13 protein-coding genes are annotated in these 15580 nt (G+C 53.5%); 6 read left to right on the top strand and 7 right to left on the bottom strand.

Annotated features, from left to right (window positions below):
• Positions 1 to 123: 123 nt before the first annotated feature.
• Positions 124 to 2568: an acyl-CoA dehydrogenase FadE gene (gene fadE / locus F3J38_RS08600; RefSeq protein WP_167136916.1), complete on the bottom strand. Its 2445-nt coding sequence runs from the start codon at positions 2566 to 2568 to the stop codon at positions 124 to 126.
• Between the two features lie 243 nt (positions 2569 to 2811).
• Here fadE and lpcA point away from each other — a divergent pair, with 243 nt between their 5' ends.
• Together lpcA and F3J38_RS08590 are read left to right on the top strand one after the other, a co-directional pair.
• Positions 2812 to 3390, top strand: coding sequence for a D-sedoheptulose 7-phosphate isomerase (lpcA, locus tag F3J38_RS08595; RefSeq protein WP_167136913.1), 579 nt, complete (start codon positions 2812 to 2814; stop codon positions 3388 to 3390).
• Positions 3391 to 3440: 50 nt separating this feature from the next.
• Positions 3441 to 4208, top strand: a complete 768-nt coding sequence (locus F3J38_RS08590; protein ID WP_167136910.1) for a class II glutamine amidotransferase — start codon at positions 3441 to 3443, stop codon at positions 4206 to 4208.
• Here F3J38_RS08590 and dpaA read toward each other — a convergent pair.
• Positions 4179 to 4922 carry a peptidoglycan meso-diaminopimelic acid protein amidase gene (gene dpaA, locus F3J38_RS08585; protein ID WP_167136907.1) on the bottom strand — a complete coding sequence of 248 codons (744 nt, stop codon included), beginning with the start codon at positions 4920 to 4922 and terminating at the stop codon, positions 4179 to 4181. The genes F3J38_RS08590 and dpaA overlap by 30 nt on opposite strands.
• A gap of 243 nt (positions 4923 to 5165) precedes the next feature.
• Here dpaA and dinB point away from each other — a divergent pair, with 243 nt between their 5' ends.
• A complete protein-coding gene (gene dinB, locus F3J38_RS08580; protein WP_167136904.1) occupies positions 5166 to 6221 on the top strand; it encodes a DNA polymerase IV in 1056 nt (351 codons plus the stop codon).
• 49 nt (positions 6222 to 6270) lie between these two features.
• On the opposite strand, the gene F3J38_RS08575 is transcribed toward dinB, so the two are convergent.
• From F3J38_RS08575 to pepD, 4 genes are all read right to left on the bottom strand, one after another.
• On the bottom strand, positions 6271 to 7341 hold the full coding sequence (locus F3J38_RS08575; RefSeq protein WP_167136901.1) for a sugar ABC transporter substrate-binding protein: 1071 nt from the start codon (positions 7339 to 7341) through the stop codon (positions 6271 to 6273).
• Between the two features lie 27 nt (positions 7342 to 7368).
• A complete protein-coding gene (locus F3J38_RS08570) occupies positions 7369 to 8367 on the bottom strand; it encodes an ABC transporter permease (protein WP_038648770.1) in 999 nt (332 codons plus the stop codon).
• Positions 8364 to 9869, bottom strand: a complete 1506-nt coding sequence (locus tag F3J38_RS08565) for a sugar ABC transporter ATP-binding protein (RefSeq protein ID WP_167136898.1) — start codon at positions 9867 to 9869, stop codon at positions 8364 to 8366. The genes F3J38_RS08570 and F3J38_RS08565 overlap by 4 nt, the downstream gene beginning before the upstream one ends.
• Positions 9870 to 10161: 292 nt before the next feature.
• On the bottom strand, positions 10162 to 11622 hold the full coding sequence (gene pepD, locus F3J38_RS08560) for a beta-Ala-His dipeptidase (protein WP_167136895.1): 1461 nt from the start codon (positions 11620 to 11622) through the stop codon (positions 10162 to 10164).
• Between the two features lie 254 nt (positions 11623 to 11876).
• Here pepD and gpt point away from each other — a divergent pair, with 254 nt between their 5' ends.
• From gpt to crl, 3 genes are all read left to right on the top strand, one after another.
• A complete protein-coding gene (gene gpt / locus F3J38_RS08555) occupies positions 11877 to 12335 on the top strand; it encodes a xanthine phosphoribosyltransferase (RefSeq protein WP_007887137.1) in 459 nt (152 codons plus the stop codon).
• A gap of 121 nt (positions 12336 to 12456) precedes the next feature.
• Positions 12457 to 13704 (top strand): esterase FrsA, encoded by a 1248-nt coding sequence (frsA, locus tag F3J38_RS08550; protein WP_167136892.1) that lies wholly within the window; start codon positions 12457 to 12459, stop codon positions 13702 to 13704.
• Between the two features lie 109 nt (positions 13705 to 13813).
• On the top strand, positions 13814 to 14215 hold the full coding sequence (crl, locus tag F3J38_RS08545) for a sigma factor-binding protein Crl (protein ID WP_167136889.1): 402 nt from the start codon (positions 13814 to 13816) through the stop codon (positions 14213 to 14215).
• 111 nt (positions 14216 to 14326) lie between these two features.
• On the opposite strand, the gene ompC is transcribed toward crl, so the two are convergent.
• A complete protein-coding gene (gene ompC / locus F3J38_RS08540) occupies positions 14327 to 15442 on the bottom strand; it encodes a porin OmpC (protein WP_167136886.1) in 1116 nt (371 codons plus the stop codon).
• Between the last annotated feature and the right edge of the window lie 138 nt (positions 15443 to 15580).

Genomic DNA, 15580 nt, shown 5'->3' with positions numbered 1-15580 from the left:
TCGCACTTCGACCTTGTCGCCGCGCAGTTCACTGCGCGCGATGGCAACGAAAACACGCTGTGCATGCGGGATAAATGACGCAAGGCACTATAAAAAAGCCTCCAACTGGAGGCTTTTTTAGTCTTACGCCGCTTCACTGGGGCGCGTGGTCCCCTTTTCCTGCGGTTTCGGTGCGGCCAGCGCCTCTGGCGCAAACTCATCCACGTTAATGGCTTTCAGACGGCTGGCTTCTGCTCGGGTCAGGACCTTCGCTTCACTCTCATCAATCCAGCCCTCTTTCAGCGCACGCTGCGCCAGCGCATCCAGACGCGTAAACGACAGATGTTTTTTCTGCTGCTGGCATAGGCGTTCATGAATCACTTCCGCTGCCATCACATCCTGTAAAGCCTGCTCCAGTTGGCCAGCTGGATTGTGCTCGCTTGGCGTTAAATACATGCCACGGCCCAGACGTGTACGTGTCGCTGAGGGCAGTTGCAGCAGCTTCGCCAGCTTATGATCCAGTTTGTCAGACGGTGCAGGGCAGTGTCTGCCACCGGCGAAGATCACCATGCGTAGCGCACCCGCCACAAGGCGATTTGGGAAGTTACGCAGCAAGTCATCCATCGCCACTTCGGCTTGATGCAGCGCATCCTGCACGCCCCAGTGCACCAGTGGCAGATCGGCTTCGTTACGGCCCTCATCGTCATAACGTTTCAGCGTGGCAGAGGCGAGGTACATCTGGCTCAGCACATCACCCAGACGGGCTGAGATGCGCTCACGACGTTTCAGGCTGCCGCCCAGCACTGCCATGGAAACATCTGATAGCAGCGCGAGGTTGGCGCTCAGACGGTTCAGCTGCTGATAGTAGCGGCGCGTCACGTCACGCGTCGGGGACGCGCTGGTGCGACCGCCGGTGATACCGAGCCACAGGCTGCGCACTTTGTTGCTGCCGACATGGCCAATGTGGCTGAACAGCGCACGGTCAAAGGCCACTAAATCGTTTTTCGCCGCGGCGTTCATCTCTTCCAGTACCCACGGATGGCAGCGAATCGCGCCCTGGCCAAAGATGATCATGCTGCGTGTCAGAATGTTGGCGCCTTCCACGGTAATCGCAATCGGCGCGCCCTGGTAAGCACGCGCAAGGAAGTTGTTTTCACCGAGCATGATGCCTTTACCGCCAGCAATATCCATCGCATCGATAATCGCGCGCTGGCCGCGATGGGTGCAGTGATACTTCACGATGGCCGACAGCACCGCTGGCTTTTCACCCAGCATAATGCCGCTGGTGATCAGCGTGGCGGCGGCATCCATCACGTAAGCGTTACCGGCAATACGCGCCAGCGGCTCTTCGATCCCCTCCATCTTACCGATAGAGACTTTGAACTGACGGCGGATATGCGCATAAGCACCGGTTGCCAGTGCAATGCTCTTCAGGCTGCCTGTCGAGTTGGAAGGCAAGGTGATGCCGCGTCCCACTGAAAGACATTCAACCAGCATACGCCAGCCCTGACCGGCCATGGCCGGGCCACCGATGATGAAATCAATTGGCACGAAGATATCTTTGCCGCGAGTCGGACCGTTCTGGAACGGTACGTTAAGCGGGAAGTGGCGATGGCCAATTTCCACACCCGGCGTTTGCGTCGGGATCAAGGCACAGGTAATGCCCAGCTCTTCGGTATCACCCAGCAAGTGATCGGGATCGGAGAGTTTAAATGCCAGGCCCAGCACGGTGGCAATCGGTGCCAGCGTGATGTAACGCTTGTTCCATGTCAGGCGCATACCCAGCACCTGCTGACCCTGCCATTCGCCCATGCACACTACGCCAGTATCCGGAATCGCACCCGCATCAGAACCCGCTTCCGGGCTGGTTAGCGCAAAGCATGGAATTTCATCGCCGCGTGCCAGACGCGGTAAATAGTGATCTTTCTGCTCATCAGTGCCGTAATGCTGCAACAGTTCGCCTGGGCCGAGAGAGTTAGGCACACCCACGGTGATCGCCAGAATACCGGACACACCTGCCAGTTTTTGCAGTACGCGCGCTTGTGCATAAGCAGAGAATTCGAGGCCGCCATATTCTTTTTTGATGATCATGGCGAAGAAGCGATGCTGCTTCAGATACGCCCACAGCTCTGGCGGCAGATCGGCCAGTTCATGCGTGATTTGGAAATCGTTCGCCATACGACAGGCTTCTTCCACTGGACCTTCAAGGAAGGCTTGCTCTTCTTCCGTCAAGCGCGGCTGTGGGTAGTTATGCAGCTTCTGCCAGTCCGGTTTGCCGCGAAACAGATCGCCTTCCCACCAGGTTGTACCGGCATCAATGGCTTCTTTTTCGGTACGTGACATGGGTGGCATCACTTTCTGGAAGCTGTGCAGTGCAGGTTTAGAGAACATGCTGCGACGCATGGCGGGCAGATTGAAGGGCAACAGAATGATTGCCAAGGGCAGCAGCAACCAAGGTGTCCACAAACCCGCAGCAGCAAAAGCGGCTGTCCACAGCAGCAGTACCACGCTGCTCAAGCGCAGCGAAACTTGATGGTAAAAGAGGGCGCTAATTAAAATCAGCGTCGCGACAATCGAGGCAAGCAACATAATGAACCGCTCCGTAAGTAGTAAGAGGTCTGACCTGTTATAAGGTAAGGTTTAGAGTAGTGCGCGACATTTAGCAATCTGTTTACATCGCAATTACAACGGAACTCACAAAATCACGCCGAGGTGGAGAGCATTAGGCGAAACGGGACATTCTCATCGCGTTTTACGCTATGCAGGCGCTTTGCGGCTTTGCCCCATTCCGTTAAACTTGCAGGGTCAATCTTTCCTCTAAAGGACATCCCTATGTATCAGGACATTATTCGCTCAGAACTTAACGAAGCAGCCGATACGCTCAATAAGTTCCTGAGTGATGAAGCGAACATTCACGCGATTCAGCGCGCAGCCGTGTTGCTGGCTGACAGCTTCAAAGCAGGCGGCAAAGTGCTCTCCTGTGGCAACGGCGGCTCCCATTGTGATGCCATGCACTTTGCTGAAGAGCTGACTGGACGCTACCGTGAAAATCGTCCTGGCTATCCGGCTATTGCCATCTCTGATGTCAGCCATCTCTCCTGCGTCAGCAACGATTTTGGCTACGACTATGTTTTCTCACGCTATATAGAAGCGGTAGGCCGTGAAGGCGATGTGCTGTTGGGCCTGTCAACCTCCGGCAACTCCGCTAACATCATTAAAGCGGTCGAAGCGGCGCGTGCTAAGGGCATGAAAGTGATCACATTGACCGGCAAAGATGGCGGCAAGATGGCTGGCAGCGCAGACATCGAAATTCGCGTGCCACACTTCGGTTACGCGGACCGCATCCAGGAGATTCATATCAAAGTGATTCACATCCTGATGCTGCTGGTCGAAAAAGAGATGGTTAAGTAATGACGTGTTCCTCCCGCCACTGCGGGAGGTTCTGACTTAAGGCGGTTGCTATGTGCGAATTGCTCGGGATGAGCGCCAATGTCCCTACGGACATCTGTTTCAGTTTTACCGGTCTGGTGCAGCGTGGCGGCGGAACCGGGCCGCACAAAGATGGCTGGGGCATCACCTTCTATGAAGGAAAAGGATGCCGTACCTTCAAAGATCCGCAGCCAAGCTACAACTCACCAATTGCGCGTTTGGTGCAAGAGTACCCGATCAAATCACATTCGGTCGTGGCGCACATTCGCCAGGCGAATCGTGGCGAGGTGTCGCTGGAAAATACCCACCCGTTCACGCGAGAGCTATGGGGACGCAACTGGACCTACGCGCACAATGGGCAGTTGAAAGGTTATCGCCAGCTTGATACCGGCCATTTTCGTCCGGTAGGCGAAACCGATAGCGAAAAGGCATTCTGCTGGATTTTGCACAAGCTGGCTGAGCGCTACCCACGTACGCCAGGTAACTGGCCTGCGGTGTTCCGTTACATTGCTGAATTAGCGGGCGAGTTGCGTCAGAAAGGTGTGTTCAACATGCTCTTGTCGGATGGTCGCTATCTGATGGCATATTGCTCAACCAATCTGTATTGGATTACCCGGCGTGCGCCGTTCGGTAAGGCGACCTTACTCGATCAGGATGTGGAAATTGATTTCTTGCAGCAAACCACGCCAAAAGATGTGGTCACTGTGATTGCGACGCAGCCGCTGACGGGCAATGAAACCTGGCACCGGATAGTGCCAGGCGAGTGGGCATTATTTTGCCTGGGTGAGCGCCAGGAATGACTTGGAAGCAGCCTCCGGTGTTGAAATCACCGGCGTGCTGTTGACCGCATACTGTCCTGTGGTCGTCACGTTGACCGTTGGCGGCACATGGTACTTCTCAAAATACGCGTAGCCCGGCTGCAGTTCACGCCAGAAGTTGATGTAGGTTGAGTAGCGGTGGCGCTGCATATTGCTATCCGTCATATGGAACGGATAGATATTAATCTGCACATCCTGCTGACCGTTGCGCAGCGCGGCGTTCACATAAGTGAAGATCTCATCCATCGACGCATTGGTCATGGCATAGCAGCCAATCGACACGCAATCACCGTGAATCATCAAATAGTTACCGTCATAGCCTTTATCACGATCGTATTGATTCGGGAATCCGGTATTAATTGCGCGGTAGAAACGGCTATCGGGTTTGAGCTGGTTCAACTTAACGTTATAAAAGCCTTCCGGACTTTTGAAATCACCCTGGCGACGTTTAGGCCCTAAACCACCAGAGAAATTACAAATGCGATAGCTGTCCAGCAGACGATATTCATTACCGATTTTTCCGTACAGTTCCAGCGTACGCTCTTCCTTGAAGATCTGAATGAAAACGGGTGTACCCAGTAATTGTTTCTTTAACTCTTTGCTCACCGGAGCCGACGGCTGTGAAGGCTCTGGCGAAATTGCCCAGCTAAGGACCGGCATAAGAATCATCGCAAGCAACAATGCGATTCTGCCCATTCTGTGTGTACCTTGAAGTGAAGAGAGACGATGACGCAAAGCGTCTTGGTATTGCATTATCGGAAATATCCGCTACCGCAGCGCAACATTAACATTGTCTGAGGTTTAATCAAGACAGTGTCCGTAAAAATGGTGCATTCCTAAAGGGATTACGACCAGAATTTTGTAAACTTTAATGCCTCGCACAACAATGATTGCCGATATTTTTTACTGCTGTATACTTATCCAGTATTCGGAGGGCGTATGCGCAAAATCATTCATGTCGATATGGACTGCTTTTTCGCAGCGGTTGAAATGCGCGACGATCCTTCATTACGTGATATCCCCATCGCTATTGGTGGCAGCCGCGTCCAGCGTGGCGTGATCAGCACCGCTAATTATCCGGCGCGTAAATTTGGCGTACGCAGTGCGATGCCCACCGCGATGGCGCTGAAGCTTTGCCCGCATCTTAAGTTGCTACCTGGTCGTTTCGATGCTTATAAAGAAGCATCACGGCAGATTCGCGATATCTTCTCGCGCTATACCGCACTGATTGAACCCTTATCGCTGGATGAAGCCTATCTGGATGTGACAGACAGTGAGCATTGTCAGGGCTCGGCCACGCTAATGGCGCAGGCCATTCGCGCTGACATCCTGCGCGAAACCGGGTTAACGGCTTCAGCTGGCATTGCGCCAATCAAATTCCTCGCCAAGATCGCCTCCGATCTGAATAAACCTAATGGGCAATATGTGATTACCCCGCAAATGATGCCTGACTTTTTGCTGACGCTGCCTTTAAGCAAGATCCCTGGGGTGGGTAAAGTCGCCACCAAAAAGCTGGAAGATATGGGGCTGCGGACCTGTGCCGATGTGCAAAAAGCAGATTTAGCGCTGCTGCTCAAACGTTTTGGTAAGTTTGGCCGCGTGCTGTGGGAGCGCAGCAACGGCATTGACGATCGTGATGTGGTGGTGGAACGCGAGCGTAAATCGCTGGGTGTTGAACGGACATTGGTTGAAGACATTCACAGCTGGGAGCAGTGCCTGGAGATCATCGATTTCCTCTATGCCGAATTAGATCGCCGGCTGACAAATATTCGTCCGGATAAACAGATTGCCCGCCAGGGTGTGAAGTTGAAGTTTAATGATTTTCAGCAGACGACCCAAGAGCATGTCTGGCCGGTATTAAATAAGGATGACATGATTGCAGTGGCACGCCAGGCTTGGGATGAACGGCGAGCAGGGCGCGGTGTCAGGCTGGTGGGATTGCACGTCACCATGGTTGACCCACAGCTGGAAAGGCAGTTGGTATTGGGTTGGTAATAAACATGGCGACGTTAAAGTCGCCATGTTCAAGAGGTCAGTGATTAAATCACTTCTTGCCGTATTTCGCTTCCAGCGTAGCAAACCAAGGGGCGACGAAATCATTGTTCACACCCCAACCTGGGATGATCTTGTTCAGGGAGGTCACGTTAATCGCACCTTGCTGGCTATTCAGCAACTGCTGCGAAATCGAAGCCGCCTTAAATTCGTAGCTCGCCGGAGTGGCTTCACCGGCGATTTTGTTCGCCACTAAACGCATATTCACTGCGCCGATGGTTTTAGGATCAACCGCAACGGTCTGCACCCATGGGCTGTTCTTCTCATGCATCAGCTGCAGGTCTTGGTTGGATACGTCAATACTGTAAAGCTTGATTTCAGTACGACCATTCTCCTGCAAGGCTTTATACGCGCCCTGGCTGAAGGCATCCCATGATGCCCAGATAGCATCGATCTGACCTTTTGGATATTTCGCCAAAATTGCGCCAACTTTGTTAGCGGTGTCGCCTTGCACATCAGTAGAGACGGCGCCAATCGATTCCAGCTGATGAATGCCTGGATTCTCTTTTAGCAGCTTCTCGTACACCACCTGACGACGTTCCTGTGGTGGGAAGCCTGCTACCCACAGTTTGATGATATTGGCTTTGCCATGGAAATCACTGATTAACTGGCCCAGTGACGCCTGTGCCAGCGAAGCATCATCCTGCGCGGTCACGGTGACGCCATTGACTGGCGTATTCACTGGGGTATCAAAGACCGACAGTTTGATGCCGGCAGCCACAATACGTTGCACTAACGCGGTGGAGTAAGGGTCTTTACCGTGCGAGAGAATAATGCCGTCGTATTTCTGGCTAATCGCTTGGTTAACAAAGTCCTGGAAACGCGCATCATCGCCGTTACTCAGGAAGGTGCTGACTTTAAAACCTAACTGGCGGCCTTGTTGAATAGCACCAGCAATAAACTGGGTGGTGTTATCGTCTGAACCCAGGTTACGGATGATAGCAATGCGTACCGGACCTTGGTGATTGGCGATGGCGGCGGGTACGGGTGTCACGGTGTCAGCGAAAGCTGCACTGGCGTTCAGCAGGCTTAATGCCAGCAGCGAAAGGGTAATTTTTTTCATTATGCGTTCTTTCTCAGTAAACGCGCCTTAACGGCGCTGAATGTAGGTAATCGCCAGGGCCAGAGCCAGCACCAGGCCTTTGATAATATCCATGGCGTAATAGGGCACGGACAGCATCACCAGCCCGTTCTGCAGTACACCGAGGATCACTGCGCCCACCAGCGTACCGAGCGCGTTAGGTTTGCCGGAACCGGCCAGTGAGAAGCCAATCCAGGCTGCGGCAACGGCATCCATTAAATAACCACTGCCGGCATTGACCTGCGAAGAGCCAATACGCGATGCCAGTAAAATGCCGCCTAAACCAGCCAGCAGTGAAGCCAACACATAGGCCAGTACGCGATAGCGCGTAGTGCGAATGCCAGAGAGGCGCGCGGCTTCAGGATTACCGCCGAGCGCGTACATGCGACGCCCATGTTTGGTCAGAGACAGGGCCAACTGCGCGACGATCGTCACCACCAGCATGATGATCACAATAGTCGGCACCTGACCCAGCAGGCCAAACGCCGCTGGAATGGTGCCTTCCGCCATATCGCCGCTCGGCATCACCATATTTTCAGTAATCGAACCGCCGAAGCTGTAGGTCATCGCCACGCCCTGAATGACAAACAGCGTCGCCAGCGTCGCCAGCATGTCGGGAATGCGCAGAATGACGATCAGGAAGCTGTTGAGCAGCCCAACCAAGGTGCACAGCAACAGCGTGATGATGATCGCTTCGGTGGTGCCAAAACCGTGCCAGACAAACAGGGAAATTACCAAGGCATTGGCCAGCGAAGCCGTGGAACCCACCGACAAATCGAAGCCGCCGATGGTCAGCGAAATCGACACACCAATGGCAATCACCGTGACGATGGCAATCGAGCGCAGGATGTTGATGATGTTGGTGGGTTCAAGGAAGCTGTCCGAAGCGAGACCAAACCCGGCGATCAGGATCACTACGGTCAGCAACATGCCCCACTTGTAGAGGAAATCGAATAATTTATGACGCAGAGAAGGCTGCGGGTTCAGGGATAGTTCTTTGCTGCTCACGCAGGGGTTCCTCCGGTGGAATAAAGCAATAGCATCTCTTCTGTGGCCTCACGACCTTCCATTTCTGCCACAATGCGCCCATCCCAGAGCACACAAATACGGTCACATAAGCCGACTAACTCGGAAAACTCGCCAGAGGCGTAAATGATGCCTTTGCCTTCGCGTGCTAAGCCATCGATTAAACTGAAGAGGTCAGTTTTGGCTTTGATATCCACGCCTTTGGTCGGCTCATCAAAAATCAATACGTCGGCGTTGTTGCGCAGCCATTTGCCGATCGCCACTTTCTGCTGGTTACCCCCCGATAAACGGCGCAGCATTTGGGCGGGACCAGTGGTACGCACGTTGAGGCGCTGAATCACCGCTTCTGCCCAGCGCCACGCCTGACGGTGTCCAAACAGACTCCAGCGTGAAAAGCTGTTATCAGCGCTGACACTGAGGTTCATGGCCACGGATTCATCAATAAAGATGCCTTCTTTGCGGCGTTCTTCAGGCACCAGCGCCATGCGGTTTTCGACGGAGTCATGGGGTGAACGTGGGCGCCAGGGCTTGCCATGCAATTCACCTTTTTCAACGCGGCTTTTACTGGCACCAAACAGTGCTTTGCACAGCTCGGTTTTTCCCGCGCCGGCTAATCCAGCAATACCGAGGATTTCGCCTTTGCGCAGATGCAGTGAAATATCAGCCAACAATTGCTCATCGTGCAGGCCTTCCACCGATAACAGCAAAGGTTGCTCGCTCCGTTCCCGACGGGGTGGATAGACATCGGTGAGCTGATGTCCGAGCATTTTTTCGACGATTTGCTCGCCACTGAGTGCCGCCATGGGGGAGCTTTCAATCAGCCGACCATCGCGCAGCACGGTTAAACGATCGCATATCGCTTTCAACTCATGGATACGATGGGAAATAAACACCACGCCAATGCCGTTATTTTGTAGACGGCGCACCACGGTAAACAGGCGCTCGCTTTCGTGCTGGTCCAGCGGCGCAGTGGGTTCATCCAGAATCAGAAAGCGGCAGTGATGGGAGAGGGCGCGCGCCAGCAGGATTTGCTGCTTCTCTGCCAGCGAGCAGCGCTCGACCAAACGATTAACGTCAATATTCACTTCGAGTTGGTTAAGCAGGGCGCGTGCCTGGCGGCGGATTTCACGCCAGCTATAGACATGGCCGGGTTCTGCGAGCTGATCGAGCAGAATGTTTTCCGCCACGCTGAGTTGCGGGACCAGTGCCACATCCACTTCCTGCTGCACCAGATGAATACCGAGCTTTTTGGCATCGCGCGGTGAACGAATCGAAACCGGCGCATTATCCAACAAAATTTCGCCACTGTAATGGCTGTGAGCGCCCGACAGCACCGCCATCAGCGTGGATTTTCCTGCGCCATTTGCGCCCGTGAGCGCATGCACTGAACCGCCCTCGGTGAGAAAGTCCACCTGGGTCAGTGCGGCAAAACCGCCAAAAGCGATAGAGATATTACGCATCTCCAGGCGGTTGATCGCACTCATTGAGCCGGGCCTTTAATAAAGAGAGTGGGCTGCATTTTTTCTGAACCAATAACGCTGAGCAACAAATGAAAGGGCATAAGCTAGCACGAAATCTTATTAGCCATCCAGACATCTGGGTGTAACGGCGGCTAAAACTGGAGGGAGGTAAAGGTATGGTTAAATCAGGAGGTTATAAGGTTGGTTTGTAGAGGAATATGCTGGGTGGCGCGAGCAACCTAAAAGTCGCACCCGGCCACATAACGGCATAAAAAAACCAGGCCGAAGCCTGGTTTCTCACAGCAAAGAAGAAGGCTTATGCCTTCTCTGGCACCACAGTCAGCAGCGCAGTCAGCAGCTTCCAGTACAGACCGACGCTCTCAATGTGCACCTGCTCATCCGGTGAGTGTGGACCGGTAATGGTTGGCCCAATCGACACCATATCCATGTTTGGATACGGCTTCTTGAACAGACCACACTCCAGACCGGCGTGAATCACCTGAATGTTTGGCGTTTTGCCAAACAGCGCTTCATAGGTTTTACGCGTCAGCGCCATCACTGGCGAATCGGCATCGGGCTGCCAGCCTGGGTAGCCACCTTTAGGTGCGGTTTTCGCGCCAGCCAACTGGCCCAGTGAAGTCAGGGTTTCCACCACCCAATCTTTGCCGGTGTCGATCAGTGAACGAATCAGGCAGATGATTTCGGCATTGTCCTGATCCATCGTCACCACGCCGACGTTCAGCGAGGTCTCTACTACACCTTTTGCCACATCAGAGTTACGAATCACGCCATTCGGCGTGCTGTTCAGCAGGTTGATGAAGCGATCGCGGCTGTCCGTGCTCAGCGCCTGGCCCTGATGTGCCAGCGGCTCGGTGGTTAACGCAATGTTCTTCTCTTTAATGCCCAGCTCGTTCAGCAGCGTGGCCTGGAAATGGGCCGCAGCCGATTTCAGTGCATCCACTTTGTGGCTGTCGATCGCCAGCGTGGCAAAAGCTTCGCGTGGAATCGCGTTACGCAGGGTGCCGCCGGTGAATTCAATCAGACGCACATCCAGTTCCTGCGCGTAGACCGCGAAGAAGCGCGCCAGCAGCTTGTTGGCGTTGCCCAGACCATGATGAATGTCGGCACCGGAGTGGCCGCCTTTCAGGCCCTTCAGCGTCAGCTTCAGGGTTTCAAAGCCCGCAGGAACCGCTTCGCGGCTTAATGGCAGGGTGGTAATGAAATCAATACCGCCCGCGCAACCCATGTAGATCTCACCCTCTTCTTCAGAGTCGGTGTTGATCAGGATATCGGCCTGCAGCCAGTTTGGCTGAAGACCAAATGCGCCATCCATGCCCGATTCTTCGGTCATGGTCAGCAGCACTTCCAGCGGGCCGTGGGTCAGGCTGTTGTCGGCCAGCACTGCCAGCGCAGAAGCCATGCCAATACCGTTGTCGGCGCCCAACGTGGTACCACGCGCTTTAACCCACTCGCCATCAACGTAAGGTTGGATAGGATCTTTAGTGAAGTCGTGGACCGTGTCGTTGTTCTTTTGCGGCACCATGTCGAGGTGCGCCTGCAGTGCGACAGGGGTACGTTTTTCCATGCCCGCGGTGGCAGGTTTACGAATCAGGATATTGCCGACCTGATCGCGCTCAACCCAAAAGCCTTGCTCTTTGGCCCAGCTAACCACGTGCTCAGCCAGCGCCTCTTCATGATAGGAAGGGTGTGGGATGGAGCAGATTTTAGCGAAAATATCCCACAGCGGTTGGGGGGAAAGTTGCGACAATTCAGACACAATGCGTCTCCTGTGTCAGCGCGGCGGACATACCGCTCGCACGCCGGGTTCCAGTGAAAGATCGCCGTCAGCACATCTGACGTGATGGGGCTGAGAATATCACTGTTTTTCACCGGGTGCGTACTCAGGTGCGCTAAAATCCTGCATCCAATGCGACAGATGCTGGTTTTTAACGCGTCAGATCCTTATAATCTCGCGCAACCTTTTCCCCCTTGCCTATTTTTAAACCAACATTGTTGGTCGGGATTTCTTTTATGAGCGAAAAATACGTCGTCACCTGGGACATGTTGCAGATCCATGCCCGTAAACTGGCCCAGCGCCTGCTTCCTGTGGAACAGTGGAAAGGTATCATCGCGGTGAGCCGCGGTGGTCTGGTTCCGGCATCGCTGCTGGCGCGTGAACTGGGTATTCGCTATGTCGACACCGTGTGCATCTCAAGCTACGACCACGATCATCAGCGCGAAATGAAAGTGTTGAAGCGTGCCGAAGGCGATGGTGAAGGCTTCATCGTGATTGATGACCTGGTTGATACTGGCGGCACCGCGCAGGCGATCCGCGATATGTATCCTAAAGCGCGTTTCTGCACTATCTTCGCGAAGCCGGCTGGCCGTGCGCTGGTGGACGACTACATTGTCGATATTCCGCAGAATACTTGGATCGAACAGCCGTGGGACATGGGCGTGGTTTACATCCCGCCAATCGTCAAAAGCTGATTGATGCAACGCAAACAACGCCCGGTTATGCCGGGCGTTGTGCATTCTACGCCTCGCACCCAACATGTGGGTGCAGTACACTCTTAGGCATCTATGCGACTATCGCGGGAGAACGTCTAAGATGTCGGATAAAAACCTCAGCGAAGAGCTTTTTAAGCCCCGCTTTAAACACCCAGAAACCTCCTCACTGGTGCATCGCCAGCATCACCATACGATGCAGGTGCACAACGCCCTTGAGGGCGATACCCAACGCTGCTGGTATCGTATGCTCAATAAACTGCTGTGGACCTGGCGTGGCCTGACGCCGCAGGAGATCAGCGAAGTGCTGGCACGCATCGCCATCTGCGAGTATGAGCACACCGATGAGAATCAACTGGACACGGTGATTGGCTATCGCGGTGGCAACTGGAACTACGAGTGGTCAAAGCAGGCTGCGGTGTGGCAACAGCTGGCGATGCAGAATGAGAATCATGACGAGGCGGGCCAGCAGTGGTTGCACGCGTCAAATCTTTACAGCATCGCCGCTTACCCTTATATCAAGGGTGACGATCTGGCCGATCAGGCGCAGGTTCTGGCAAATCGCGCTTATGAAGAAGCCACACAGCGTCTGCCCGGTGAGCTGAAATCGCTCACCTTCCAGATCAGCGGCGGCAGCCCGGTAACGGGTTTTCTTCATATGCCCGCACAGGCTGAAGCGCCATATCCTACTGTGCTGCTCTGCGGTGGCCTGGATTCATTACAAAGCGATCACTACCGCCTGTTCCACGATTATCTCGCACCGCGCGGTATTGCCATGCTCACCTTGGATATGCCTTCTGTTGGGTTCAGCAGTAAATGGACGCTGAACCAGGACACCAGCCAGCTTCACCAACAGGTGCTGCGTGAGCTGAGTAACGTTCCCTGGATTGACCATACGCGAGTCGCAGTGTTTGGGTATCGGTTTGGTGCCAACGTCGCGACGCGGCTTGCCTATCTTGAAGTTCCCCGTCTGCGTGCGGTGGCTACGTTAGGGGCAATGGTGCACAACGTCTTTGTGGATACGGAGCGCCAGCAGAAACTGCCGGATATGTACATGGACATGCTGGCGAGTCGTTTGGGGATGGTTTCTGCCTCTGACAGTAATTTGCGCATTGAACTCAATCGGTATTCTTTGAAAGTGCAGGGCTTATTGGGGCGACGAACGCCGACGCCGATGCTGGCGGCTTACTGGCCGAATGATTTATTTAGCCCTGAAGAGGAAGCGCAGCTGATTGCCAACTCTTCCGCGCAAGGCAAGGTTTTGGCGATTCCCGTTAAGCCGGTTTTCGCCAGTTTTGAGAAGGCGTTGAATCAAATTTGTGACTGGCTAGCAAAACAATTGGGTGTCTGACTGGCGAAATTCCCACTCTCTGCTACTACTTATATCCGGGAAAGTTTGCGTTGCGTACGACCTAAGCGTAACGAAAGACATTTTACGGTTTATTTGAGGGAGAATTAGCATGACGTTACCGAGTGGTCATCCCCGTAGTCGCCTGCTTAAGCGCTTCACCGAATTGGGGCCGTACATCCGTGAAGGGAAATGTGAAGAGACCCGTTTCTTCTTCGACTGTCTGGCAGCTTGCGTCAATGTTAAACCGGCACCAGAGAGTCGTGAGTTCTGGGGCTGGTGGATGACGCTGGAAGCACATGAGGACCACTTCACCTACGAATACCACTTTGGTCTGTTTGATAAAGAGGGTGACTGGGGTGTGGCAGCGATAAAAGGCAAAGAGAATAATGAAAAGGTGGAGAGTACGTTGCGAAACTTCCACGAACGCCTGAAAGCTGTTCTGAAGGACCAGAAATTGGATCTCAAGCCCGCCGAGGGATTCAAAGAAGAGCCGGTTAAACTTAGTGCGTGAACGTGAATCTATCGGGTGCGTGCTTCAGGCTGCCCTGTGAACGGATAAAAGAAAGAGCCGGTGATGAGCCGGCTCTTTTTTTATAGACACAAGGAGGGTAAAGCTAACGACTTAGAACTGGTAAGTCAGACCAACAGCAACGATGTCGTCGTTGTTGATGTTCAGCTTGTTGTTGTCATCCAGCTGGTTGATTTTGTAATCAACGAAGGTAGACATGTTTTTGTTGAAGTAGTAAGTCGCGCCAACGTCGATGTATTTAACCAGATCTGCGTCGCCGATACCGTTTTCCATGTCTTTACCTTTGGTCTGCACGTAACCGATGGACGGACGCAGGCCGAAGTCGAACTGATACTGAGCAACCAATTCAATGTTCTGTGCTTTGTTAGCTGCACCAGAAATTGAAGCACCCTGATAGGTGCCGCTGAACGGAGTCATGTTGCGGGTTTCGGTATAGATAGCCGCCAGGTAAACGCTGTTCGCGTCATACTTCAGGCCAGCACCCCATGAATCTGCTTTATCGCCGCCGCCGTAAACGCGGTTTTTCTGCGCCAGGGTGGTGTTAGAAGAGGTAATAGCTGACATCAGGCTGATGCCGGTATCACCAATGGTGTAGCCCAGAGATGCGCCGTAACCGTCGCCGTTCTGGCGAGTACCGTCAGTGGCGGTGCCACGGGCGTTAGCGGTTTTATCATCGTTTTTGCCCTGGTATTGCAGCGCGAAGCGCAGGCCATCAACCAGACCAAAGAAGTTGCTGTTGCGGTAAGTTGCCACACCAGTGGTACGCTGAGTCATGAAGTTATCAGAACGTGCAGTACCGTCACCACCGAACTCAGGGAATACGTCAGTCCATGCTTCTACGTCGTACAGTACGCCGTAGTTACGACCGTAGTCGAATGAACCGTATTGACCGAATTTCAGACCGGCAAAGCCCAGACGGGTTTTGTTGCCTGAGTTAGCGTCAGAACCTTCAGAGTTGTTGACGTTGTACTGATATTCCCACTGGCCGTAGCCGGTCATCAGATCGTTGATCTGAGTCTGACCTTTGAAACCGATACGAACGTAAGATTTGTCACCGTTGTTGGAGTCAGCGTCGCTGAAATAATGCTCAGCTTTTACGCGACCGTAGAAGTCCAGTTTGTTACCGTCTTTGTTATAAACTTCTGCGGCGTGTGCAGCGGAGGTCAGTGCCAACGCAGATACGACTAATGCCAGTGTGCTCTTCTTCATTTGCTATCAATCCCAATGAGTAAAATTTGTTGTACCCTTGAAAGGGTTTGTAAAACACGGGACGTTTTACCGTTTGGTGATGAAAGTTTTATGACATTTTTTCTGATTTCTTGTTAATCGCGAACTTTTGGTCTAGCG

Origin of the sequence: Candidatus Pantoea formicae (genome assembly GCF_011752625.1) — a bacterium.
GTDB classification, from domain to species: Bacteria; Pseudomonadota; Gammaproteobacteria; order Enterobacterales; family Enterobacteriaceae; genus Pantoea; species Pantoea formicae.
Note: the sequence above shows the minus strand (reverse complement) of the source record. Positions and strands in the feature narration are given on the sequence as shown.

Bases quoted from the DNA above. Each gene is read 5' to 3' on its own strand.
- fadE (WP_167136916.1), bottom strand. From the start codon at position 2,568: ATGTTGCTTGCCTCGATTGTCGCGACGCTGATTTTAATTAGCGCCCTC.
- lpcA (WP_167136913.1), top strand. From the start codon at position 2,812: ATGTATCAGGACATTATTCGCTCAGAACTTAACGAAGCAGCCGATACG.
- F3J38_RS08590 (WP_167136910.1), top strand. From the start codon at position 3,441: ATGTGCGAATTGCTCGGGATGAGCGCCAATGTCCCTACGGACATCTGT.
- dpaA (WP_167136907.1), bottom strand. From the start codon at position 4,922: ATGGGCAGAATCGCATTGTTGCTTGCGATGATTCTTATGCCGGTCCTT.
- dinB (WP_167136904.1), top strand. From the start codon at position 5,166: ATGCGCAAAATCATTCATGTCGATATGGACTGCTTTTTCGCAGCGGTT.
- F3J38_RS08575 (WP_167136901.1), bottom strand. From the start codon at position 7,341: ATGAAAAAAATTACCCTTTCGCTGCTGGCATTAAGCCTGCTGAACGCC.
- F3J38_RS08565 (WP_167136898.1), bottom strand. From the start codon at position 9,869: ATGAGTGCGATCAACCGCCTGGAGATGCGTAATATCTCTATCGCTTTT.
- gpt (WP_007887137.1), top strand. From the start codon at position 11,877: ATGAGCGAAAAATACGTCGTCACCTGGGACATGTTGCAGATCCATGCC.
- frsA (WP_167136892.1), top strand. From the start codon at position 12,457: ATGTCGGATAAAAACCTCAGCGAAGAGCTTTTTAAGCCCCGCTTTAAA.
- crl (WP_167136889.1), top strand. From the start codon at position 13,814: ATGACGTTACCGAGTGGTCATCCCCGTAGTCGCCTGCTTAAGCGCTTC.
- ompC (WP_167136886.1), bottom strand. From the start codon at position 15,442: ATGAAGAAGAGCACACTGGCATTAGTCGTATCTGCGTTGGCACTGACC.